Here is a 21412-nt window from a genome sequence, read left to right on the forward strand (position 1 = left end):
GAGGCCAGGACATGGCGTCGCGCAGAGCGTTCGACGGCGGGGCGGGCAGGCCACCGGTCGAGGTGGAGCTGAGCAACCTCGACAAGGTCCTCTACCCGGCCACCGGAACCACCAAGGGCGAGGTGATCGCCTATTACACGGCCATCGCCGAGGCGATGCTGCCGCACATCGCTGGGCGCCCGGTCACTCGCAAGCGCTGGCCCAACGGTGTCGAGGCGCCGTCGTTCTTCGAGAAGAACCTCGCCGAGCACGCGCCGCCGTGGCTCGAGCGGCGGGTGCTCGAGCATTCCGACCGTCGCGTCGCCTACCCGCTGATCGATTCCGAGGCGGGGTTGGCGTGGATCGGGCAGCAGGCGTCGTTGGAAGTCCATGTGCCGCAATGGCGTTTCGACGGTGCCGCGATGGGCCCGGCGACCCGCATCGTGTTCGATCTCGATCCTGGGCCGGGCGTCGGCCTGCCCGAATGCGCCGAAGTGGCGTTGGCCGTGCGGGACATGATCGAGGACATCGGCATGCACGCCTTCCCGGTGACCAGCGGCAGCAAGGGCATTCACCTCTACGTGCCGCTGGACCGGGTGCTGAGCCCGGGCGGCGCGTCCACGGTCGCCAAACAGGTGGCGACCAATCTGGAGAAGCTGCGGCCCGACCTGGTGACGGCGACGATGGCCAAGGCGGTGCGCCGCGGCAAGGTGTTCCTCGACTGGAGCCAGAACAATCCGGCCAAGACCACCATCGCCCCCTACTCGTTGCGCGGCCGCGCCGAACCCAACGCCGCCGCCCCGCGCACCTGGGCCGAGATCGAGGACGCCGCCACCCTGCGCCACCTGCGCTTCGACGAGGTCCTCGCGCGCTGGCGCGACGACGGCGACCTGCTCGCCGACCTCGATCCGCCGCTGTCGCGCCGCGGTGCCGACGCCCTGCCCGGTGGGGCCGACGCGCTCGCCAAGTATCGCTCGATGCGCGACCCGGCCCGCACCCCCGAACCGGTGCCCGCCGAACCGCCGAGTCCCGGCGCCGACAACCGCTTCGTCGTCCAGGAACACCACGCCCGCCGCCTGCACTGGGATGTGCGGCTCGAACGCGACGGCGTGCTGGCTTCCTGGGCCGTGCCCAAGGGGCCGCCCACCACTCCGAAACAGAACCGTCTCGCCGTGCACACCGAGGACCATCCCCTCGAATACCTGCACTTCCACGGAGTCATCCCCAAGGGCGAATACGGCGCGGGGGAGATGACCATCTGGGACACCGGCACCTACGAGACCGAGAAATGGCGCGACGACGAGGTGATCGTGCGCTTCCACGGCAGCAAGCTCACCGGCCGCTACGCCCTCATCCAGACCAACGGCAACCAGTGGTTGATGCACCTGATGCGCGAGCAACCGGCGGACGCGGAAACACCGGTGGGCGCGGAAACCCCGGTGGGCGCGGCGGATTCGGGCGGGCCGGTGGTCGACGCCGAGATACGCGACGAAGCAGGCGACGCCGACGCGGCCGGGGGACGGCGATCGCGCACGACGGCCGGTGCCGAGGCAGGCCGCCGCGGCGATACGCCGGTGCCGCGCGGTCTTTCGCCGATGCTGGCGGTCTCCGGTGAGGTCGGGCCGCTCGACGGCGAGCAGTGGTGTTTCGAGACGAAGTGGGACGGGTTCCGGCTGATCGCCGAAATCGACGCCGGCGCGGTGACGCTGCGCAGCCGGGCGGGCAACGTCATCACCGACCGGTACCCGCGGATCGCCGCGGTGCTCGCCCAGGAACTGGCCGGGCACCGGGCGGTGCTCGACGGCGAGGCGGTGGTGTTCGACGAACACGGCGTCGCGCAGGTCGCCCTGCTGCAAGCCGACCCGGCCCGCGCCGAGTTCGTCGCCTTCGATGTGCTCTACCTGGACGGAACGTCCCTGCTGCGCAAGCGTTTCGCCGACCGGCGGCGGGTGCTGGAGGCGCTCGGCGCGGCCGCACCGTCGCTGCGGGTGCCGCCCGCCCTCGACGGCCCCGGCGCCGAGGCCCTGCGCTACAGCGAGGAACACGGCCTCGAAGGCGTCATCGCGAAACGCTGGGACTCGGTCTATCTGCCCGGCAAGCGCGGCCACTCCTGGGTGAAACAGCGCAACTGGCGAATCCAGCCCGTCGTCGTCGGCGGATACCGCCGCAGCGGCGCCCGCGACTTCAAATCCCTGCTCGTCGGCATCCCGCACGACGGCGAACTCATCTATGTCGGCCGGGTCGGCACCGGGTTCGACGAACAGGACATGACCGCCCTGGCGCGCAGGCTGCGCGGCCTGGAACGCAAGACCAGCCCCTTCGCCAACGCACTCACCGCCGAGGAACGCAAGGAGGCGGTGTGGGTGCGCCCGACGATCACCGGCCGGGTGCGATTCATGAACTGGACCGACACCGGACGGCTCTGGCACCCCGCCTGGCTCGACGAAGACGAGTGACGGCGACCCGCCGACACCGATCGCCACCTGTTTGCCGACCACCGTTCACGGCCGCTGGGTATGGTGAGCGCGCGTTGTTTTCGATCCGAATACGAGGAGCACAGGGTGGACTTCAAGAACCTGGCCGGCAAGGCGATGGACCTGGCGGCGCAGAACGCCGACAAGGTGGACGTGGTCATCGACAAGGCGGGCGATCTGGTGGACGAGAAGACCGGCGGCAAGTTCGCCGGCCAGGTGGACGCGGCCCAGGACGCCGCGAAGAACGCCATCCGTAACGAGGGCTGAGCGGGGCTCACGCCCAGACGACGACGCGGCGCGCGCCGACCGAAAGGGGTTGGCGCGCGCCGCGTTCGGGTGTGTGCGGCCCGGATGGCCGGGTCGCGTGGTTCAGCGTCCGGTCTCGTCCATCCACTTGGTGGTGCCGGGCGGTGCGGTCAGCGTGTTGATCAGGTCGATACCGGCCACCACCAGCGCGGGTCCACCCACGACGAGGGTCCCGATGATCGCCCCGACACTGGCGCCCGCGATCACACTGGCGATGACCGTGGGTCCGCCGATGATGCCGGTCAGCCCGACGAGAGCACCCAGCGCGGTGCCGATGAATCCGCCGATAGCCGTCGCGATGCCGAACTGGGCCGCGAACGCGTCCATCGCCCGCTGGTTCTCCTCCAGCGACGCCACCGGCGTCACCGGAACCGGCCGCGCCTTCGACGCGTCCTTGACGGCGGTCAACTCCAGCACCCGGCCGTCCTCGCGGACCTGGTGCCCGAGCGGGTATTCGAGGCCCGCCTCGCGGAAGGCCAGCGGGAGGGTGACCACGGCGTTGCCCGCGGCGTCCCGGATGTCGACGGTGGCGCCGTTCACCTGGAACGTGCCGCCGGTGAGGGTGGTGACGATCTTGTCGCCGACGAGTTTCGCCTCGTAACCGATGTCCGGGACGGGCGCCGGAGCGGGCTGGGCCTGTGCGGTGCTCGCACCGACGGTGACGGCGGCGAGCAGCGGTACGACGACCGCCGAGAGCTTGCGGAAGAGCATTCGAGGAATCCAATCTTGACGAAGTCGAGCGCGACGAAGGCCCGCGCGGCGAGTAAAGCTCCCCTCGACGCCGCGGCGGACCTCGGATGATCCACGGGACAGCTAAGTCTTCGTAACCCTACTGCCCGCTCCGGAATCCGGAGGGAAAACCCCCACCAATAGGGGCAGTCGGCGCCTTCGGGTTTGTTCTGGCGGGTCTGCCGATCCATCGCAGGAGACTATAGACACAGTTCAGCGCGATATCGGGGAACCGCAGACGAACTCGTGTCGCCGAGGCCGAAAGCGCTGGCCGGTGTCCGTTGTGCCCGCCGACCTCGAGTCATGCCGGAACCGAATGGTCTGGTGGCGGTTTCCGGCTGATCGCCCGTCCGGGGGTGAAGCTGGGGTGTCACGCGACCCGCGCCATCCTGGACGGTCTGTGCTGGCTATCGAACAGCAAACGGGCGCGCGGTGGCTCGGGTCAGACGAGCAGGTCGACCACGACGGCACCCGCGCAGGCGAGCAGCACGACCGCCAGCGCCACCGCGTCGCGGCGGGTCGGCGTCGCCGGATGAGCGGTCAACTCACCGGTGCCGCCGCGCGCGGTGATCGCCTCGCCCAGCTCGGTGGCGCGGCGTGAGGCCACCGCCATGGCCGCGGTGAGGATGTCGATGAGCGGGCTGTCGGTGGCCCGGTCGAGCAGCCGCTCCTTGGGGCGCAACCTGCGCGCGGCGCGCAGCACCCGGATCTCCTCGAGCAGCAGCGGGAGGCCGCGCAGGGTCAGCGCGACGACCACGGCCCACTCGTCCACCGGCACTTTGAGTTTGCGCAGCGGGGCGCCCAATCGGGCCAGCGCCGGGGCGACTTCACCCATCGGGGTGGTCCAGGCGATCAGGAACGAGGCGGTCACCAGCACGAAACCGAACACCACCACCTGCGCGTACCGCAGCACCGCCGCGCCACCCATCGGCAGGTTGACCAGCGCGCCCGCCGCGATCAGACCCCAGAACCACCACGGCAGCCGCGGCAGCGTGCCCAGCGGCAGCCGGGCCACCACGCCGATCGCGATCAGGAACGCGATCATCACCCCGAGCACCGGCCAACTCGGCCACAACATCAGCAGCAGGCTGATCAGGAACGCCCCGACCATCTTGGTGCCCGCCCACAGCCGGTGGACGGGGCTGTCCACCGGCACCTGACGCAACAGAACCGTGCTCATCGGCCACTCCCGTGTTCGAAGCCCCACGCCCTGCCCCGTCGAGCGGCGCGCGGGCGCAGCGGATCCTCGGTGATCGCGATGCCCTCGGCGGGCGTGGCTTCCTCGGTGCGCACCGGCGCGCCGACCGGTTCCCCCGCGACCAGACGGCCCTCGCGCAGGTGCACGGTGCGGTCGCAGACCGCGGACATGTCCTCGACGTCGTGGGAGATGACGATCAGCGTGAGCCCGGAATCACGCAGCCGGGCAAGCAGTTCCACGATGTCGGCGCGGCCCTTGGGGTCCAGCCCGGCCAGTGGCTCGTCGAGCACCACGACCTGCGGTCGACTCGCCACGATCGCGGCGAGCACCACCCGCCTGGCCTGCCCACCGCTGAGTTCCTCGATGGAGCGGGCCGCGAGCGCGCGATCCAGGCCGACCGCGTCGAGTGCCCGCCCGACCGCGCCCGAGCCGGTGGCGCGCCCGCCCCAGTCGGCGATCTCGGCGCCGACCGTCTGCTTCTGCAACTGCAACCGGGAATGCTGGAAGGCCAGCTCGACCCGCCCGATCTGCCGGGTCACCGGCCGGCCGGCCAGCTCGCAGCGGCCCGCGGTCGGTTTTATCAGCCCGGCGATGATCCAGGCCAGCGTCGACTTGCCGGAGCCGTTGCCGCCGACCACGAGCAGTGCCTCACCGCGCCGGACGACCAGGTCGATGCCGTGCAGGGCGGGCGCCTCCCACGGCGTGCCGCGGTTGTAGGTGTGGCGCACGCCGTGCAGTTCCAGCACCGGCGGGCCCATCGCCCGGCGGCGGGTGTCGCGCAGCGGCTGCGGCCAGACCGGCAGCCGGTCGACCATGCGGCCCGCGGCCAAGTGCACCACCCGGTCGGCGGCGGCCGCGTCGGCCTCGTGGTGGGTGACCAGCACGACGGCCATGCCGTGCCGCCGCGGCAGTTCGCGCAGCAGCGCCACCAGTTCGCGGCGGCCCTGCGGATCGATCATCGAGGTGGCCTCGTCGGCGATGAGCAGGGCGGGTCTGCGGGCCATCGCGGCGGCCACGGCCAAGCGCTGCTGCTGCCCGCCGGACAGCGTCGCGGTCTCCCGGTCGCCCATCCCGTCCAGACCGACCTCCCGGAGCAGCGCGGCCACGTCGACCTGGGCGGCGAGTTCGGTCGGCAGACCCCACACCACGTCGTCGGCGACCAGCACGCCCAGGGTCTGGCTCTCCGGCCGTTGCAGCACGAGCGCGGTGCCGCCGAGGTGACCCAGGCCCGCCGAGCCGGGCCGCCGCACCTCCCCGGACGTGGGCGGCAGCCCGGCCAGCAGGCGGGTGAGGGTGGATTTGCCGGAGCCGTTGTGACCGACGACGGCGACGAACTCGCCCGGCGCGACGGTCAGGTCGATCCCGGTCAGCGCGTCGGCGGCCGCGCCAGGATAGCGGAAACCGGCCGCGCGCAGCGTCACCGGCAGCGGTCCGATGGGCCGGTCGTCGACCGGAGCGTCCAGGCGATCGCGGCTGGGCAACCAGGCCAGCCGGTCCAGCACCGAACCGAGCACGAACCAGGAACAGACCGCGCTGACCAGGATGCCCACCAGCACCCCGCCGCCCACCCAGGCCCACCACCAGGTGAGCACCGCGTCGGTGGCCGCGTCGACGCCACGGCCCAGTGGCTCCAGTTCCGGCCGGCTCTCGGCCAGTTTGCGCACGCCGCCCGCCGTGTTGCGGATGGTGTCGAACAGCAGATTGCGGGTCTGGGCGAACACCAGCAGCGAGCCGACGGTGAAGGCCGCCCACAGCACACCGGCCGCCAGCGCGGCCACACACACCGTGAGCAGGCCGCGCCCGCTGCGCTTCACCCCGCCGATGATGCCGCCGATCGTGGCGGTGCCGACCACGCCGAGCGCGGGCATCACGCCGGCGGCCACGAACGTGACCAGGGTGGCCGCCACGGTCGCGGTGACCAGCGCCCGCACCCGGTACCGGTGCGCGAGCATGCCCATCGGCACCGCCGCCACCAGTTGCAGCGCCGCCGCGAACGGCACCACCGAGCCCACGGTGACCAAACCGACCGTGACGCCGCCCAGCACCGCACCCGCGGCCAGCTCGATCGGCCGCAGCGGCCCGCGTTCGGGGGGACCGGCGAGAGGGTCGGTCGGCAGATCACTCACGCGACAAGTCTGCCAGGACGGTGCCGGTCGGGGCCCAGCCGCGCGCTCGCGCGGGGGTCAGCTCGGTTCGCCGCGGCCCTCCCGGCTGCCGGAATAGGCGAGTTCCCGCACCCGGCCGACCACCTCGGGCAGCATGCGGACCTCGTCGGGGTGATTGGCCATCGGGTCGAAGAAATCCGTGCGATAGTCGCCCGCGTCGGCCGGATGCAGGGTCACCTCCGCGACCCGGCGCGGCGGGCCGGTGAAACCGCGGGCGCTGAGCACGAACGTCGCGGGCCGCTCGCGCAGGTGCGCCGCGAGATCGGCCAGCGCGGGCGACTCGGGCTGGGCCGCGTCGGGCTCGGCGAACAGCCACACCGGTGCGTCGGAGCCGAACCGGTAGGGCAGCAGGCTGCCGTAGCGGGCGCTGCGCCACCCGCGCGCCGGGGTGACGACGAACCGGGTGAGCCGACCGCCGCCGGTGGTGGCCAGCGCCAGGTCGAACGGCTGCTCGTCGCGGTCGAGCACCCGCAGGGCCAGGCCGAGCACGTCGGGCAGGCCCGCGGGCGTGCCGACACCCTTGGACAGCCGCGCCAGCACGGCCCGTTCCCCGGTGCCGAACAGTGGCTCGAACTCGGGTTCGGCATGCAGGCGACCGGAGAGCCGGAGCCCGTTCGGGTGGAAGACGCGGGCGTGCCGCAGGCGTGCGGCTCCCGCGAAGATCTGACGGAAGGGCTGGGTCATGTCGGCCGGGTGCCCGGTCGGCGCCGGGCCAAACGCGACCGCTCAGACCGGTGCCACGCCGAGGAAACCGCCCATCGGCACCGTGCGGAAATGCGTTGTCATGGAGCCGGATTCGTCGAAGACGTGCAGCGCCACCGCCGGGTCGGGCGCGTAGTCCATCACCCGGTGCGGCAACTCCACCTCCCAGGCCCCGCCCAGCACCGAGGCGGTGCTCGGCGCGATGAGCAGCGGGCGGCCCGCGAAGGTGGTGGCCGCGGCCGAATGGGCGTGACCGGTGAGCACGGCGCGGATGCGCGGGTCGGCGGCCACCACGTCGGCCAGCCGGTCGGGTTCGGCCAAGGCGATGTCGTCGACGATCGGGCTGTGCAGCCGCGCGGGCGGATGGTGCATGGCCAGCACGATCGGTCCCGTCGCGGGCGCGTCGGCGAGCACCTCGCGCAGCCAGCGGTAGGTGTCCTCCTCGATCCGGCCACCCGGCTCGCCGGGGATCGTGGTGTCGAGCATGATCACCGTCAGCGCGCCGACCCGGTGCACGTGATTGATCGGCGAGTCCGACGGCTGCTCACCGAGCAGTTCGGTGCGGAAGGCGGCGCGCTCGTCGTGGTTGCCCGGGATCGCCCACACCGGGATGTCGGCCTGCAGGGCCACCCTGGCCTCGGCGTACTGCTCCGGCTTGCCCGACTCGGTGACGTCACCGGTCACCAGGATCGCGTCCGGCCGATGCGCGAGGTCGGCGAGGAAGGCCATCACGCGCTCCACGCGTTCGTTGTTGCGCGCCCCGAGATCGAAATGGGTGTCGCTGACCTGGGCCACCAGGATCATCGGCGTTCGCTTTCTCTGCGGAGTCGCGGCATTGCGGCATGGCGTGACTGGCACGCGAGCAGGTGCACGTCACCAGGCTAATTCAGGTCGCGCTCAGGCGTCTGCATGAGGCTCGCCACGCAGCGACTCCGCGGCCCCCGCCAGCAGTTCGCCGGGGTCGGCGCTGGCACCGAGCGGCGTCCAGAAGCCGGCATCCGGCGGGGCGGTGAGGTCCAGTTCCGGCGGGGTGCGCCACGGCGCGTCGAGGACCAGCCGCCACGAGTGCAGGTGGGCGCGCGGGTGGGCAGCGCTCTTGTCGAACAGCGGATCGCCGACGATGGCGTGCCCGATCCAGGCCAGATGCACGCGGATCTGATGCCTGCGCCCGGTCACCGGCCGTAGCGCGAGCACCGTCCGGTCGGCCGTGCGGGCCAGGGTCACGAACTCGGTGCGGGAGGGGTAGTTCTTCACCGCGAGCAGATCGGCGTCGTCGACGAACCAGCGCCCGTCCTCGGCGCGGATCGACTCCCGCGGCGCCGCGATCCGCACCCGGTTCTTGCGTCCCACGCTCAACGGCAGTTCGATCACGCCGCGATCGGGCAACCCGCCGCCCGCCACCACCGCCAGATACGCCTTCTCGGCGGTGCGCTGGGTGAACTGGCGGGTGAGCGTGCCGTGCGCGGCCAGATCCTTCGCCAGCAGCACCAGCCCCGAGGTGACCTTGTCGATGCGGTGCACCGGAAAGAGCCGTTCGCCCGCCCCGGCGGCCAGCTCCACGATGTCGGTGTCGTGGCGTTCCCCGGTCACCGAGATACCCGCGGGCTTGTTCAACGCCAACACCGCGTCGTCCTCGGCGAGCAGACAGCGCTCCCGCAGCCGTGACCAGTCCGTATCCACGCCACGACCTTACGGCCGCCACCGCGCGCTACCGTCTCCGGCCGCTGACCGCTACCGCCTCCGGCCGCTGACCCGCTCAGGCGGTGTCGGATTTCGCCTGAGCGGGGCGGCCTACGTGGTGACGCTGCGCTACCGCCTCCGGCCGCTGACCCGCTCAGGCGCGGCGCAAGAGGTGGGGGCGTAGCCGGTTGAAACCGCGCACCCGCACGCTGCGCAGGTGCCGCACCCGGAATTCCTTCTCGTCGGCGAGTTCGGCGGCCGCGCCGTCGTCGATGAGCACCGTGCCGGGCCGGGCGACGCCGGTGAGCCGGGAAGCGATGTTCACCACCGACCCGTACAGATCCCCGAACCGCTGCAACACCGGCCCGTAGGCGACGGCGACCCGCAGCTCCGGGCTGCCGCCGACCATCATCGTCGACTCCTGGATCGCCAGCGCGATGCGCGCGGCGTCGGCGGCCGTGTCGGCGGCGAACATCACTTCGTCACCGACGTTCTTGATCACCCAGCCGTTGTTCTCGGTGATGGCGGCCGTGGTGGTCGACTCGAAGGCGTCCAGCAGGGTGGACAGCTCGTCCGGGTGCAGATGCCTGGTCAACCGGGTGTAACCGACCATGTCGGCGAATCCGACCGCCAGCTCCCGCGTCGAATCCTCACCCGGCGCCGCGCCGTCGAGCGAGCGGGCCAGCGCGGCGGCCAGGTGCCTGCGCCAGGCGTAGCTCTGCAAATCCTCGACCGCCGAGATCGTCTCCTCGGTGGCGCGGCGGGCGCTGACCGCCGGGTCCTCGTCGGACTCGGCGATGCGGGTCGCGATCTCGGCGAGCACCAGGTCGGCCTGCCATTCCGCCAACCGCGCCATCGCCTGGCCGATGGTGCGTGCGGCCGAGGACTGCCTGCGCAGATCGGCGTCGGTCACCACGCGCAGCGAGCGGAACTCGCGCACCGCCCGCACGTCGGCGTCGGTGAAGTCGACCGATTCGTCCGGGCTGGCCGGGAAGCCGAGCGCCGTCCACAGCCGCCGCGTCACCTCCGCGGAAACACCGGAGCGCTCGGCGACCTCGGTTCTGCTGAAGGCACGTTCGCCCCCGAGCAGATGGGACTCGATCACCGATTCGACCAATTCGGGCAGTTGCGACGACGCCATGCCGCCACCTTACGGCCCGCCGACGCCCCCGGCGAGAGTCTTCAGTTCGCCACGACGCGCAGGGTTTTCAGCTCCGAATCGGCGGCGTCGGGGATGTTCATCCCCGCCTCGTGCGCCGAGCGCAGATACTCCACCACCGGCCGGTTCAGCAGCTCGCCGGGCAGCGCCGCCGGAATCCCCGGCGGATACGGCGTGATCTGTTCGGCGCAGATCCGTCCCGGTGCCTCCTCGATCGGCACCGTCTCGACCCGGCCGAAGAACGCGTCCCGCGGCAGCATCACCGACTCCAGCTGCAGCTCGTCCGGCTCGGGCAGCCGGATGTGGTGCGGCGCGGGCTCCGCCAGCTGTTCCCGCCAAGCCGCCACCGCGTCCACCAGCGTGGTGATCGTCTCGTCGTCGTCGGCCAACGACAGCGTCGCGAGGATCCGCCGGTGATCGGAGAGGCCGACGTCGATGCGGCGGTTCTCGCGCAGCCAGTCCGCGGCCTCGTAGCCGGTGGCGCCGGTACCGGAGATGTCCATCAGCACCTGCAACCGGTCCAGGTCGTGGGAGGCCTCCACGCCGAGCAGTTCGTCCTCCATCACCTCGATGCCCGGGATCTGCGCCAGCTCGGTGCGTGCCCGCCGCGCCACCCGCAACGCCTCGCCGAGCAGTTCGCGCCCGTGCTCGACCATCTGCCTGCGCCAGCCGTCCAGCGCCGTGTAGACCAGTACGTTCGGGCTGGTCGTCATCAGCAGGTCCGCGCACGCGCTCAACCGGGCCGGATCCACCAGGTCACCCTGCAGGTGGAACACCGACCCCTGCTCGAAGCCCGCGCCCATCTTGTGCACACTCACCACGCACAGATCCGCGCCCACATCCATCGCCCACGTCGGCAGGTCGGGATGGAACGGCAGATGCGCGCCCCACGCCTCGTCCACGATCAGCGGTTTGCCCCGCTCGTGACACACCTTCGCGATGCCCTCGATGTCCGCGCACGTCCCGTACGGGCTCGGGCTCACGATCAACGCCCCCGCCGCGTCCGGGTGCCGCTCCCACGCCTCACGCACCTGCTCCGGCGACGGTGGATGCGAAAAGTGCCGCTGCTCATCCCATCTCGGCGTGATCCACCGCGGCTGCACTCCCGCGAAGATCAACCCCGCCACGATCGACTTGTGACTGTCGCGCGGCACCAGCAGCCCGCCGTCCTGCCCGCCCGCGACCGCCATCATCGCCGCCTTCACCGACAGCGAACTGCCGCAGGTGGAGAAGAACGCCGTATCCGCCCCCACCGCGTCGGCCATCAACTTCTCCGCGTCCGACAGATACCCACCCCGCGAGAGCCGATCGTCCAACCCCGCCGAGGCCAGCACGTCCGCCCGGAACGCGTCGGCCCCGATCACCTCCAACACCCGCTCATCGGCCCCCCGCCCCTGCCGATGCCCCGGCGGCGTGAACCCGTACCGCCCGAGCCGGTGATACTCCTCCAACGCCTCGACCAGCGGAGCTCGCGAATGATCCATACCCGGGAATTACCCGGCGACCCACCCGCTAACCGACGGCGTTCGGCAGGTCGTACACCGTCGCCTTGCGCTCGCCGATCCGTATGAGCTTTCCTCGGTCGACCATGCGGCCCAGCAGCCGCGTCGCCTGCTGGGGGTCAGCAAGCAGAGTTCGGCAGCCTTCCCGCGGGTGATGGGGCCGAATGATTCGACATACTGCAGCACCATCTGCTCGTGCTGGATCGACTCGGTTCCTCGTATCCGCACATAAGCATGAGAGTTGTCCATGGCTCGGTACACGGCGGCGGACAGGTGGTAGATCCGTCGGCTCCCGGTGCCGCGCTGCTCCACCAGTCCTTCTTCCAGCATCCTGTTCAACCCGGCACGAGTCTCACCGAGCGTTCGGTTGAGTTCGTGCGCGATCTCCGTCGCCGACAACTTGCTCTGTGCGCGGAGCTCGTGCAGGACCTGCAGATCGAAAAGGCGCATCGGGCGGCCCCTGTCGTTCTCACGCTGCGCGACGAACCGCGCCATGGCAATGTCGGCCTTGCCGAATGAACATCAAACTCACCCCGCGGCCACTGCGCTCGACAACGCCTGCCCGACGGAAGGCGTCGGCGAGAATCGGGCTGCGGGGCTGAGAAATGGTGAGGAGATTGTCCAACCGAACTCCTGGCGGAAACCCGCCCGGACTAGTGACTTCGAAAGCGTCCTCACTGATCGTGACCCGAGTGGGGCCCACGGCGGTGTAGTCGCGATGTACCAAGGCGTTGGCGATCGCTTCGCGAGCAACCTGTGCGGGGAGGGCCGGCAGTGCGATGCGCAGCATCCCGAATTGCAACTCCTCCTCGCGATTCCAGACCGAGACGCGGTGAAAAACGTCCTCAGCGGCCTTGAACAGTGGGGACTTGGTGAAGTGGTTGATCTCGAGTGACAACCCGTCGAAAACCTGGAAGGCCACCTCATGGTTCGGCACGTGCCTGCTGATCGCGGCCTCGGTGCCGAACAGCAAGACTGCGCCGAGGGTCGGGCGCTCGACGCCGTCGTCGGCAGTCCGCCACACGCCGAGAGCACGGCATATCTCGAGATCCGAGAGCTCGGACAGGATCGGTTCGGCCCCCGACACGGAACTGAGGCGCCGAAACCTGTCGAGCTCCGCCGGGTCCAGATCGCTCGCTGTCGCGCCGCGAGCGGGTATGGCCGCGAAGTCCACTGCCCCTCGGTCGATTTCGTGGGCGAGCATTTCGTGCGCTGGGAACGGGACGCAGTGCGGGCTACCGTCCACCTCGAGCGCTCGCCGCACAGTACCTCTGGATGTCATGCGTCATAAATGATGCAAAAGCGGTGCTGCGGCCTCGCCACCGGCCGGGTTCCATCGGAGGATGCTGTCGGCCGCCACCAGGCGACGTTAAGAGCATCGTAAGCGGCCTCCACCACCGTCGGCGCATCCCAGCCCCGACAGGAGAACCGTTCGATGAGCACCACCACCGCCACCGCCCGTCCCGACACCTACGAGATGGTCGTCGTCCACAAGGCCTTCCGCACCCACTTCACCGCACTGCCCGACCTCGTCGCCGCCGTCGCCCCCGGTGACACCGCCCGGGCCCGGCGCCTGATCGCCTTCCTCGACGAACTCGACAGCGGCCTGCACCACCACCACACCGGCGAGGACGAACTGATGTGGCCGATCCTGCTCGACCGCGCTCCCGCCGACGCCGCCCTCGTGCAGCGCATGGAATCCCAGCACGAGCGCATCGCCACCCTCATGAAGCGCGCCGACCGCACCGGCGCCGAATTCGCCGCCACCGCCGACCCCACCGTCCGCGACGACCTCGCGGCCGTCCTGCGCGACCTCGCCGCCGCCCTCGACGAACACCTCGCCGAGGAAGAACAGCACATCCTGCCCCTGGTCGAGCAGTACATGACGGTCCCGGAATGGGAAGCCCTCGGCGAGCGCGGCCGCGCCCACATGCCCCAGGACCGCCAACTCGTCTTCCTCGGCTTCATGCTCCTCGGCGCCACAGCTGCCGAACGCGCGAAGTTCCTCGCCGAAATGCCGCTGCCCGCCCGGCTGGCCTGGCGGTTGCTGGGGCGTCGAGCGTTCGGGAAGGAATACCGGGAGATCTACGGGCAGAATCCGATCTGGTGAACTCGATCGGCGGGAGCGTCGCGACGACGGTGACGCACGCCGAACCTCGGATGGCAGGTAGCGGGATCACCACCGATCCATGCGCGCGTTTCGGCAGCTCATCCAGCCGATGTCCGACGGCAGGACCGGGCCGCACGGGGACACGGTCCTGCCGAACTCCAGTCCGCTGGTTCGGAGCTTCCCGGCAGGGTCTGCCACCGCGTACCCGGAATACCGCGCCGAGTTTCCAGGCGCTGTCCAGCCCGGCAATATGGGGACGCTCACGGTGAATCCCACGCCAATGTGGCCGTCCGACTACGACGACCCCCGCTGAGCGTGCCGTCAGGCCGGGACGAGTTCCAGCACGGTGATGTCGGACGGGGCGGCGACGCGCACCGGCGGCCCCCACGCGCCCGCGCCCCGCGTGACGTAGAGCTGGGTGTCGCCGTAGCGCTCCAGCCCGGCGACCGTCGGATTGGCCAGGCGGGCAAGGAGATTGCCCGGGAAGATCTGGCCGCCGTGGGTATGACCGGACAGGACCAGGTCGACGTCGTAGTCCACGGCGTCGTGCACCAGCACCGGCTGGTGCGCGAGCAGCACGCACGGCCGCGCCGGGTCACGTCCGCCGAGCGTGGCGTCGAAATCGGGCCCGCGGTCGTAGGCTTCGCCCTCGATGTCGTCGACACCGGCGATGTCGAACCACGGCAACTCGGCCCGCTGATTGAGCAGCACCCGCACGCCGAGACTCGGCAGGTGCTCGATCCACTCGTCCGGCGCGGAGTAGTACTCGTGATTGCCCATACAGAAGAACACACCCTGCGGGGCGCGCAGGTCCGCGATCGGGGCGGTGTAGGTGCGCAGGTCGGCCACGGTGCCGTCGACCAGGTCACCGGCGATGGCGATCAGATCCGGTTCGGTGCCGTTGACCGTGTCGACCACCTTGCGGGCGAAGTCGGCGTCGAGGACCGGACCCAGATGCAGGTCACTGACCAGGGTGATGCGGAACCCGGCGGCTTCGGGCGACAACCTTCGGATGGGGATCCGCACGTGGTTGACGGCGGGGCCGTTGAGGACGTTGTGCGTGCCGCCCGCCACCGTCGCGACGGCCGCCAGCGCGGTGGCACCGGCCAGCGCGCGGTTGACGAACAGGCGGCGGGAGAGGGTGGGAACGGTTGTGGATGGATTCGGCGCTTCAGGGGCGGGTGCAGCAGGCTCGACCCTGCCCCGTCCGAACGGCAACCGCACCAACACCGGCCGCAGGACCTCCCCGACGAGCACCCCGAGCAACAGGTACACGAACACCGCCGCCCACAGGTACCCGACCGTCGACACGACCCGAACCACCGCGAACGGCACGAAGTCCGCCCGCGTCGCCAGCGTGCCCACCAGGAACACCCCGCCGACCACCATCACACCGGTGCCGACCCGCCGCCCGACCGACACCGCCGCCGTGGTGTCCCGAACCAGCCGCCGCCACACATACCAGTGCGCCAGGCCGAGGATCGCGACCAACACGGCGATCACCAGCAACGCCACAACTCTGCCCACACCCACACCTTCCGAAGGTCTCCTGCCCCCCGCGAATCTACGCGTTTCCGGCAGGCCGCAGCTGGTAGCGGATGGGCTGAGGCACCCTAATCGAGGAAGAAGGCGTCGACCTTCTCCTCGGAATCCAGGATCTCGTCCGAAGCCACGCCGATTTCCACCGCCAGCTCGACCGAGCCGACAAGCGCAACCTGCACGTCAGGCGAGAAAGCCCGTTCGAGCAACCCGAGATAACGCGACATGCTCCGGTCGAGGCTGTCCAGGAGGGCCTGGTGCTCCGCGGCGAGTTCCTTGTCGAGCGTGCGCTGCTCGTCGAGGTAGCGCTCGATCAGCGCCGCCTCTCGCTTCGTCAGCGACGATGCCGCGGCCTTGTACATGACAGTGCCGACGGCGGTGCCGATGACAGCGCCGAGGATCGGGATGGGGATGGTGGCCTGGCCGACGAGCGAGGACAGCGCACGTACTGCGGCCTCCAAGGCGATGAGCTCGGAGTTCTCGATGAACTCGAGTTCGTCGATCTGGCCTCGCCGGAGCTTGTTCGCTTGTTCCGCGATATTGAAGGACGTGGTGACGATCGAACCGGCGACCGCAGCGGAGGTCGCGGTGAAATTCGTGAGCGCGTAGATGCTCATTCCTCGGACGCCGCCCTTGCCGAAACTCGAGCCGGCCGCGCCGGCGAGCTGCATCCAGTCGGTGGCGCTGAACTCGTTCAGCCGCTTGCCTTCCCGGCGTTTGGCGACCACGGCCAGCACGAATGCGGTGCCGCCCGCGGTCGCTGCGGCCATGAGTGTGGCCCGGCCTCCTTCTCCCGGCGTCGGCAGGCTGCGCTGGTGGGCATCCTCGCGCAAGGACCGGTCCATGGCGCGGAGCGAGTCTCTTTCGGCCGCCATGGTCGCGGTGTAAGCACCGCGCTGCACGTCGCCGTACTCGAGCATCGAGGGTTCCAGTGATTCGAAGCCGACCGACCCGTCTCGGAAGAACGCCTGGACCCGCTGCCAGTCTCGGAGGGAAGGTCCGTCGCCGCTGCGCGACAGTAGCTTGCTCGCTTCCTCGGGGGACATAGCACGTAGCCGCTGGATCACCTCGAAATGATCACGGGGGATCTGGTACTTCCCACCGTTGCGCACGTACTCGGGGTACTTCTGGAAGTGCTCGGCGATCGCGCCCAAGGAAAAGCGGCCACCCGCTGCGACGAACTTCTGCTGGATCTCGACACTTCCGCGCATCAGGTCGACGGGTCCGTTGTCGTCGACCCACTGGTAGATGGCCTCGTGGCCGAGGATCTGCCTTCGGGCGTTGCCGATACCGACCTCGGCGACCTCGGCAATGAAGCCGTGCATACCGGACTGTCCGCCGCGGTTGGCGGCGACCACCTCGAGGTCGATCGTCTTGACGGCTTCCATTGTGTGCCGGTCTCGTCGTGCGGGATGAAATGGCCTGGGGCTACCGACAGCCCATGGCTTCCGTTCAGCAGCTCCGCGGTTGGATGTTCACGCCGCTGATCTGTCAGGCTGCCGTGTTACCTGGCGCCGCATGACAATCGATTGACGGGTCCCAGAAGTGCTCTGGGCTCGTATCGCGGTATACAAGGCGGCTCGGTGCCGCCGCTTTCGACGGCTCGCGCGATCTCGCTGATCCCCTGGTTGGTGTGCGCGACGGGCGGATCTCCAACGAGGACGGTGCGTGCCTTTCGCTGGTGGGTGCGGAGGCGGCATGGGAAGTGATCTGGGATTGTCTGGGCCTCACTCCCTTCCAGTGTTTGAACGCGTGGATGAAGCTCGCGGATTCGGCATAGCCGAGGCGGATGGCCACGTCTTGTACCGAGAGCGCGCCGGTGCCGAGCATCTGTTCGGCGAGTGTTTCGCGAACCTCGTCGCGCAGGATCTGATAGCTGGTGCCTGCTTCGCCCAGTCGTCGTCGCATGGTTCGGGTGCTGAGGTGGAGGGCGCGGGCGACCTCGTCCGGACCTGTTGTCCAGGTCGACGTTTGTGAGCAGGTCTCTGACCTGGGCGGCGATGCCGTGGCGGTGTCGGCGTGCGGTGACCAGTCGTCGGCACTAACTCTTCGCATCGGGCGAGTGTGCGTGGATCGGCTCGGGGGAGCGGCTGGGTGAGCAGGTGCGGGTCGAACGCGACGATGTTCCTCATGTACCGCCCCAACACCAACCTCGGCACCGGCTCGATCAGCTACATGCTGGAACGGCAAGCCCGCTACATCCGGCAAGCCGTCGAGGTGTTGGCGCGAGACCCGGGTGGGGTCCTGGAGATCCGCGCGGAGGTCGAACAGCGCTACGACGACGAGATGCGGCGACGCCTTGCCGGCTCGGCGTGGGCGGGTTGTGTGAGTTGGTACAAATCCGCCTCCGGTCGCACTTCCAGCAACTGGCCGGGTTTGGTCTCGGAGTATTCCCGGCGGACGGCGACGTCGTCGCTCGCTGACTTCCAGGCCGATGCGGTCTGGCGAGAATCGGGGGTCGCCGAACGCGACACCTTCTTGACTAGCGTTCAAGAAGTGCCTACCGTGGTCGCCACGCGGTTCTTGGACAACGTTCAAGAGCGCTGGGTTCGCTGAGCGGAAGGATCAAGGATGGCGACCGACGAGTCGATCGATCGAGGTGCGGCCACCGCGGCGGTTCAGCGGCGCGATGTGGAGTTCCTCTCCGACGGCGTGCCGTGTGCGGCGTGGTTGTACACCACGCCCCGCGCGCCCGGGCCTCGACCGATCGTGATCATGGGGCACGGGCTGGGCGCGGTGCGGGAGATGCGCCTGGCGGCGTTCGCCGAACGGTTCGCCGCGAACGGCTGGTCGGTGCTGGTCTTCGACTACCGCCACCTCGGGGCCAGCGGCGGCCGGCCGCGCCAGCTTCTCGACATCGGTCGCCAACTCGCGGACTGGCGGGCCGCTGTGGCCTTCGCGCGCACCTTGCCCGAGGTCGATGTCGACCGGATCGCCTTGTGGGGCACCTCATTCGGTGGCGGACATGTCCTGCAGGTCGGCAGCGGCAATCCGCAGGTGGCGGCCATCGTCGCGCAATGTCCCTTCACCGACGGACCGGCCTCGCTGATCTCACGACTGCGGACCGGGCCGCTGAGCGCTGTCGCGCTGATGGCCGTGGGCATCCTCGACACCGCACGTTCCTGGCTCGGTAGCAAGCCCATCCTCATGCCGATGGCCGGAACCTCGTGGATGCCCGCATTCGTGGCCTCACCCGACGCCATCGCGGGCGCGTCGGCGCTGTTGCCGCCCGGCACCCGGCTTTCCCGGCGCTCCAGCGCCCTCCTGCGGAGGTTGCCCTCGGTGCGTGCGCGGCTGTCGGAAAACATCGAACTGACGATCGCCGACGACCGCGAGCCCGTCACGAAGGTGGACCGCGACTCGATCTGGGGCGTGCTCCGAGGCCCGGACAACGACTTCGACGCCGCCAATGCGCTGGCCGCCCGCTTGGTGTTGCGGCTACCGCTGTACCGCCCCGGCCGTGCCATGGCCCGCTCCGGCGTGCCGACCCTGCTGTGCGTCTGCGACAACGACGCCGCCGCACCCGCCGAAACCACCAAGCGCCGCGCGCGGGGCCTGGCACATGTCCGGGTGAAGACCTACCCCTGCGACCACTTCGACATCTACATCGGCACCTACTTCGAAGACGCCGTCCGCGATCAGATCGACTTCCTGGCAGAGCAATTCGCCGACACCGTGCCCGCCGCGACCTGAACCCGCACGACACGCGGCTCGCGTAGCCGTCCGCTGATCACCTCAGCGGGCGGCTACCGCTCTTGCGCGGGCGCTCTGGATCAGCGTTTCCATCACCGCGCGTTTGCCCTCGTCGTCGACCGGATGCATCAGGAGTCCCTCGACCACGAACACCCCGATCGAGGTCATCGCGTCCAACTCGTCCGCGGGAAGCCCGATCATGGCGAGATCTGCCCGGAACAAGCCCTCGGCCAACGCGTGGAACTGCTCGTGCCAGTCCCGAACCGCCTCCGACTCCTTCGCGCGAGCGTGCACGGTGGTCACCAACCGGCTCACCTGCTCCAGCTCCGCGACGACCCATACCAGTCGGTCGACGATGTCGTTGTCGAGGACCTCGCCGTACCGGGCCATCGAGTCGGCCAGGACATCGTCCAGTACCGCTGTCAACACCGCGTCCTTGTCCCGGAAATACCAGTACAGCGTGTTCGACACCACCCCGGCGTCCTGAGCGATTCTGCTCACGGGGACCGCGTCGTATCCCTGTTCGGTGAACAACCGCCGCGCGGCAGCGACGATCTCGGCGCGCTTCTCCTCCCGATCGCGGGGGCGTCTGTTTCTCGGCACCGGCAGTCCTGACTCATCGCGTCCTGCGAACCAGCCTATCTTGGTCGTCCCTCGAGAAAGCAGTCGGCAGACGTCACGACGCGCCGTGCACCCCGGCGCGAAATAGTCCTCGTCGGCGTGCCCGCATCGTCTTCGGGCGGGCGCAGTGACGCAGGCCCGGTCACGCCTCCGGTGCCGATGAACCGACCCCAGACAGCCGCGTCGGCCTCGGCACACGGAGGTGCCGAGGTTGGCGCCGGTGCCGAGCACGGCCGCGCCGCAGAGAAGTGGATGCTCGCCGGCCTCGAGCCGAACGCTGATCCTGGCGGAACTACTCGGTTTTGGGCGCCCGTTCACTGTGCGCGGCGTCGTCGGCCTTGTCGACTGACCGGTCCAGCACGACGTGCGGAAGCCGCCCGGCTCGGGACGCCCGTATACGGAGTGCCGATCGGCCGACTGTCAGCCCCGTTCGGACGCAGCCGAACGGGGAAAGTGCGCCGGTGAAATCGGATTTGCAACGACAAAGGCGGCGATGGCCTGCAGAAACGCCATCGCAAATTGGTGCCCTCGGCAGGACACACAAAACATGGGCAACCGGAAAACGCCTGGTCATTGTGGATGAGTATTCTATCTGACGGTCTGTCGGCCGATGCTTCTGCGGTACTCCTCGTCATTGAATAGGCGATCACGTTCGGAGTGCGGGATCGACGGCCGGAGGCCGGCCGGAAGGTGATCCCCTTCTCACGCGCTGGGATAGTTGTAGTCCTTGTCCGCGATCGAGGTCTCGATCCGGTGCTGTGGCCGGCTCGGCGGCTGCCGGCTGGCCCCGCAGAGGTTGCAGCCGCATGGACAGCATCAAACCTCTCCGCCTGCGTGACTCAAGCAGGCGCGTCGACACTGGAGCGCCACAAGATGTTGATTCGACTGGAGTAGTGTGCTCCGCGAAGATCGCCCGGGTACTCAGAACCTGAAGGATGCGCGGTGACCGTTGCACAGCAAGATGCACGTCTGCTCGTGGAAGAACTGACAGCGCAGGTACGGCCAATCGACGAGCGTGAGCTCGACGACCGCGCGGAGGTGTTGCGTTGGATTCGGTCCGGTGCCCAGCTGTATCGGATCGTGCCTCCTGCCACACCAGAGCAGCATCTGTGTGTCTACTTCGCGCTCTTCGATGAATCCTCCAGGTCGCTGTTGCTGGTCGACCATGTCAAAGCTGGGCTGTGGCTGTTCCCCGGTGGGCACGTGGATAACGGTGAAGACCCGCGAGTAACAGCGCTGCGTGAGGCGCGCGAAGAGCTGGGACTCGACTGCCGGTTCCATCGCTGGTTCGGCGATGTCCCGTTGTTCGTCACCGTTACCAAGACCCGAGGCGAGTTCAGCCATACCGACGTGTCGTTGTGGTTCGTCCTTGCCGGAGACGATTCGGTGCCGGTCACCATAGATCGTCGTGAAGCCCATGAGGCGCGCTGGTTTGCCCTCGACGACCCGACAGCGTGGGTTCCGGATCGCTTCGAGCCCCACATGGCTCGATTCCGGGCCAAGCTCCAGCGCGCCACGTCCTCATACAGCGGCGATCAATAATCGTCGGGGCCTG

Annotated in this window: 20 protein-coding genes; 6 read left to right on the forward strand and 14 right to left on the reverse strand. The window is 69.5% G+C overall.

Going from position 1 to position 21412, the window contains the following annotated elements; all coding sequences use genetic code 11:
• Positions 1 to 11 precede the first annotated feature (11 nt).
• Positions 12 to 2435, forward strand: a complete 2424-nt coding sequence (locus CRM89_RS25380; RefSeq protein WP_098086487.1) for an ATP-dependent DNA ligase — start codon at positions 12 to 14, stop codon at positions 2433 to 2435.
• Between the two features lie 105 nt (positions 2436 to 2540).
• On the forward strand, positions 2541 to 2720 hold the full coding sequence (locus CRM89_RS25385) for an antitoxin (protein ID WP_253805101.1): 180 nt from the start codon (positions 2541 to 2543) through the stop codon (positions 2718 to 2720).
• A gap of 102 nt (positions 2721 to 2822) precedes the next feature.
• Here the strand turns inward: CRM89_RS25385 and CRM89_RS25390 are convergent, their stop codons facing one another.
• From CRM89_RS25390 to CRM89_RS25435, 10 genes are all read right to left on the reverse strand, one after another.
• Positions 2823 to 3470: a hypothetical protein gene (locus tag CRM89_RS25390; RefSeq protein ID WP_086839145.1), complete on the reverse strand. Its 648-nt coding sequence runs from the start codon at positions 3468 to 3470 to the stop codon at positions 2823 to 2825.
• Positions 3471 to 3930: 460 nt separating this feature from the next.
• Positions 3931 to 4668 carry an energy-coupling factor transporter transmembrane protein EcfT gene (locus tag CRM89_RS25395; RefSeq protein WP_011207212.1) on the reverse strand — a complete coding sequence of 246 codons (738 nt, stop codon included), beginning with the start codon at positions 4666 to 4668 and terminating at the stop codon, positions 3931 to 3933.
• Positions 4665 to 6812 carry an ABC transporter ATP-binding protein gene (locus tag CRM89_RS25400; RefSeq protein WP_098086488.1) on the reverse strand — a complete coding sequence of 716 codons (2148 nt, stop codon included), beginning with the start codon at positions 6810 to 6812 and terminating at the stop codon, positions 4665 to 4667. Before CRM89_RS25400 ends, CRM89_RS25395 begins: the two co-directional genes overlap by 4 nt.
• Positions 6813 to 6869: 57 nt before the next feature.
• Positions 6870 to 7535: a hypothetical protein gene (locus CRM89_RS25405; protein ID WP_060593189.1), complete on the reverse strand. Its 666-nt coding sequence runs from the start codon at positions 7533 to 7535 to the stop codon at positions 6870 to 6872.
• A 42-nt stretch (positions 7536 to 7577) separates the two neighbouring features.
• Positions 7578 to 8357, reverse strand: coding sequence for a metallophosphoesterase (locus CRM89_RS25410; protein ID WP_098086489.1), 780 nt, complete (start codon positions 8355 to 8357; stop codon positions 7578 to 7580).
• A gap of 93 nt (positions 8358 to 8450) precedes the next feature.
• Positions 8451 to 9233 carry an RluA family pseudouridine synthase gene (locus CRM89_RS25415; protein ID WP_098086490.1) on the reverse strand — a complete coding sequence of 261 codons (783 nt, stop codon included), beginning with the start codon at positions 9231 to 9233 and terminating at the stop codon, positions 8451 to 8453.
• A 154-nt stretch (positions 9234 to 9387) separates the two neighbouring features.
• Positions 9388 to 10374: an adenylate/guanylate cyclase domain-containing protein gene (locus CRM89_RS25420; RefSeq protein ID WP_011207216.1), complete on the reverse strand. Its 987-nt coding sequence runs from the start codon at positions 10372 to 10374 to the stop codon at positions 9388 to 9390.
• Between the two features lie 41 nt (positions 10375 to 10415).
• A complete protein-coding gene (locus CRM89_RS25425) occupies positions 10416 to 11876 on the reverse strand; it encodes an aminotransferase class I/II-fold pyridoxal phosphate-dependent enzyme (RefSeq protein ID WP_098086491.1) in 1461 nt (486 codons plus the stop codon).
• Positions 11877 to 11885: 9 nt separating this feature from the next.
• Positions 11886 to 12389, reverse strand: a complete 504-nt coding sequence (locus CRM89_RS32320; RefSeq protein WP_098086492.1) for a winged helix-turn-helix domain-containing protein — start codon at positions 12387 to 12389, stop codon at positions 11886 to 11888.
• Positions 12364 to 13068, reverse strand: a complete 705-nt coding sequence (locus CRM89_RS25435) for an ATP-binding protein (protein ID WP_172964571.1) — start codon at positions 13066 to 13068, stop codon at positions 12364 to 12366. The genes CRM89_RS32320 and CRM89_RS25435 overlap by 26 nt, the downstream gene beginning before the upstream one ends.
• Positions 13069 to 13329: 261 nt before the next feature.
• Between CRM89_RS25435 and CRM89_RS25440 the strand changes: the two genes are divergently transcribed.
• Positions 13330 to 14004: a hemerythrin domain-containing protein gene (locus tag CRM89_RS25440; RefSeq protein WP_098086494.1), complete on the forward strand. Its 675-nt coding sequence runs from the start codon at positions 13330 to 13332 to the stop codon at positions 14002 to 14004.
• A 321-nt stretch (positions 14005 to 14325) separates the two neighbouring features.
• On the opposite strand, the gene CRM89_RS25450 is transcribed toward CRM89_RS25440, so the two are convergent.
• The 3 genes from CRM89_RS25450 to CRM89_RS25460 form a co-directional block, all read right to left on the reverse strand.
• Positions 14326 to 15531: a metallophosphoesterase gene (locus CRM89_RS25450; protein ID WP_098087120.1), complete on the reverse strand. Its 1206-nt coding sequence runs from the start codon at positions 15529 to 15531 to the stop codon at positions 14326 to 14328.
• 86 nt (positions 15532 to 15617) lie between these two features.
• Positions 15618 to 16931, reverse strand: a complete 1314-nt coding sequence (locus CRM89_RS25455; RefSeq protein WP_228821911.1) for a hypothetical protein — start codon at positions 16929 to 16931, stop codon at positions 15618 to 15620.
• Positions 16932 to 17034: 103 nt separating this feature from the next.
• Entirely contained in the window at positions 17035 to 17598 is a 564-nt protein-coding gene (locus CRM89_RS25460; protein ID WP_216641986.1) for a helix-turn-helix transcriptional regulator, read from the reverse strand.
• A gap of 75 nt (positions 17599 to 17673) precedes the next feature.
• Here CRM89_RS25460 and CRM89_RS25465 point away from each other — a divergent pair, with 75 nt between their 5' ends.
• Both CRM89_RS25465 and CRM89_RS25470 read left to right on the forward strand, forming a co-directional pair.
• Positions 17674 to 18099 carry a hypothetical protein gene (locus CRM89_RS25465; protein ID WP_127516305.1) on the forward strand — a complete coding sequence of 142 codons (426 nt, stop codon included), beginning with the start codon at positions 17674 to 17676 and terminating at the stop codon, positions 18097 to 18099.
• Positions 18100 to 18114: 15 nt separating this feature from the next.
• Positions 18115 to 19236: an alpha/beta hydrolase gene (locus CRM89_RS25470; protein WP_098086497.1), complete on the forward strand. Its 1122-nt coding sequence runs from the start codon at positions 18115 to 18117 to the stop codon at positions 19234 to 19236.
• A gap of 42 nt (positions 19237 to 19278) precedes the next feature.
• On the opposite strand, the gene CRM89_RS25475 is transcribed toward CRM89_RS25470, so the two are convergent.
• A complete protein-coding gene (locus CRM89_RS25475; protein ID WP_098086498.1) occupies positions 19279 to 19839 on the reverse strand; it encodes a TetR/AcrR family transcriptional regulator in 561 nt (186 codons plus the stop codon).
• Between the two features lie 960 nt (positions 19840 to 20799).
• On the opposite strand from CRM89_RS25475, the gene CRM89_RS25480 reads away from it, so the two are divergent.
• Complete coding sequence (locus tag CRM89_RS25480; protein WP_098086499.1) at positions 20800 to 21399, forward strand: NUDIX hydrolase; 600 nt, start codon at positions 20800 to 20802, stop codon at positions 21397 to 21399.
• Positions 21400 to 21412: the final 13 nt, after the last annotated feature.

The organism is Nocardia sp. FDAARGOS_372 (assembly GCF_002554515.1).
Classification (GTDB): domain Bacteria; phylum Actinomycetota; class Actinomycetes; order Mycobacteriales; family Mycobacteriaceae; genus Nocardia; species Nocardia farcinica.

What these genes read in the sequence shown, in the direction of transcription:
- CRM89_RS25425 (WP_098086491.1), bottom strand. Translation starts at nt 11,876, where the DNA reads ATGGATCATTCGCGAGCTCCGCTGGTCGAGGCGTTGGAGGAGTATCAC.
- CRM89_RS25440 (WP_098086494.1), top strand. Translation starts at nt 13,330, where the DNA reads ATGAGCACCACCACCGCCACCGCCCGTCCCGACACCTACGAGATGGTC.
- CRM89_RS25390 (WP_086839145.1), bottom strand. Translation starts at nt 3,470, where the DNA reads ATGCTCTTCCGCAAGCTCTCGGCGGTCGTCGTACCGCTGCTCGCCGCC.
- CRM89_RS25455 (WP_228821911.1), bottom strand. Translation starts at nt 16,931, where the DNA reads ATGGAAGCCGTCAAGACGATCGACCTCGAGGTGGTCGCCGCCAACCGC.
- CRM89_RS32320 (WP_098086492.1), bottom strand. Translation starts at nt 12,389, where the DNA reads ATGGCGCGGTTCGTCGCGCAGCGTGAGAACGACAGGGGCCGCCCGATG.
- CRM89_RS25470 (WP_098086497.1), top strand. Translation starts at nt 18,115, where the DNA reads ATGGCGACCGACGAGTCGATCGATCGAGGTGCGGCCACCGCGGCGGTT.
- CRM89_RS25410 (WP_098086489.1), bottom strand. Translation starts at nt 8,357, where the DNA reads ATGATCCTGGTGGCCCAGGTCAGCGACACCCATTTCGATCTCGGGGCG.
- CRM89_RS25380 (WP_098086487.1), top strand. Translation starts at nt 12, where the DNA reads ATGGCGTCGCGCAGAGCGTTCGACGGCGGGGCGGGCAGGCCACCGGTC.
- CRM89_RS25460 (WP_216641986.1), bottom strand. Translation starts at nt 17,598, where the DNA reads ATGCGAAGAGTTAGTGCCGACGACTGGTCACCGCACGCCGACACCGCC.
- CRM89_RS25420 (WP_011207216.1), bottom strand. Translation starts at nt 10,374, where the DNA reads ATGGCGTCGTCGCAACTGCCCGAATTGGTCGAATCGGTGATCGAGTCC.
- CRM89_RS25395 (WP_011207212.1), bottom strand. Translation starts at nt 4,668, where the DNA reads ATGAGCACGGTTCTGTTGCGTCAGGTGCCGGTGGACAGCCCCGTCCAC.
- CRM89_RS25465 (WP_127516305.1), top strand. Translation starts at nt 17,674, where the DNA reads ATGTACCGCCCCAACACCAACCTCGGCACCGGCTCGATCAGCTACATG.
- CRM89_RS25405 (WP_060593189.1), bottom strand. Translation starts at nt 7,535, where the DNA reads ATGACCCAGCCCTTCCGTCAGATCTTCGCGGGAGCCGCACGCCTGCGG.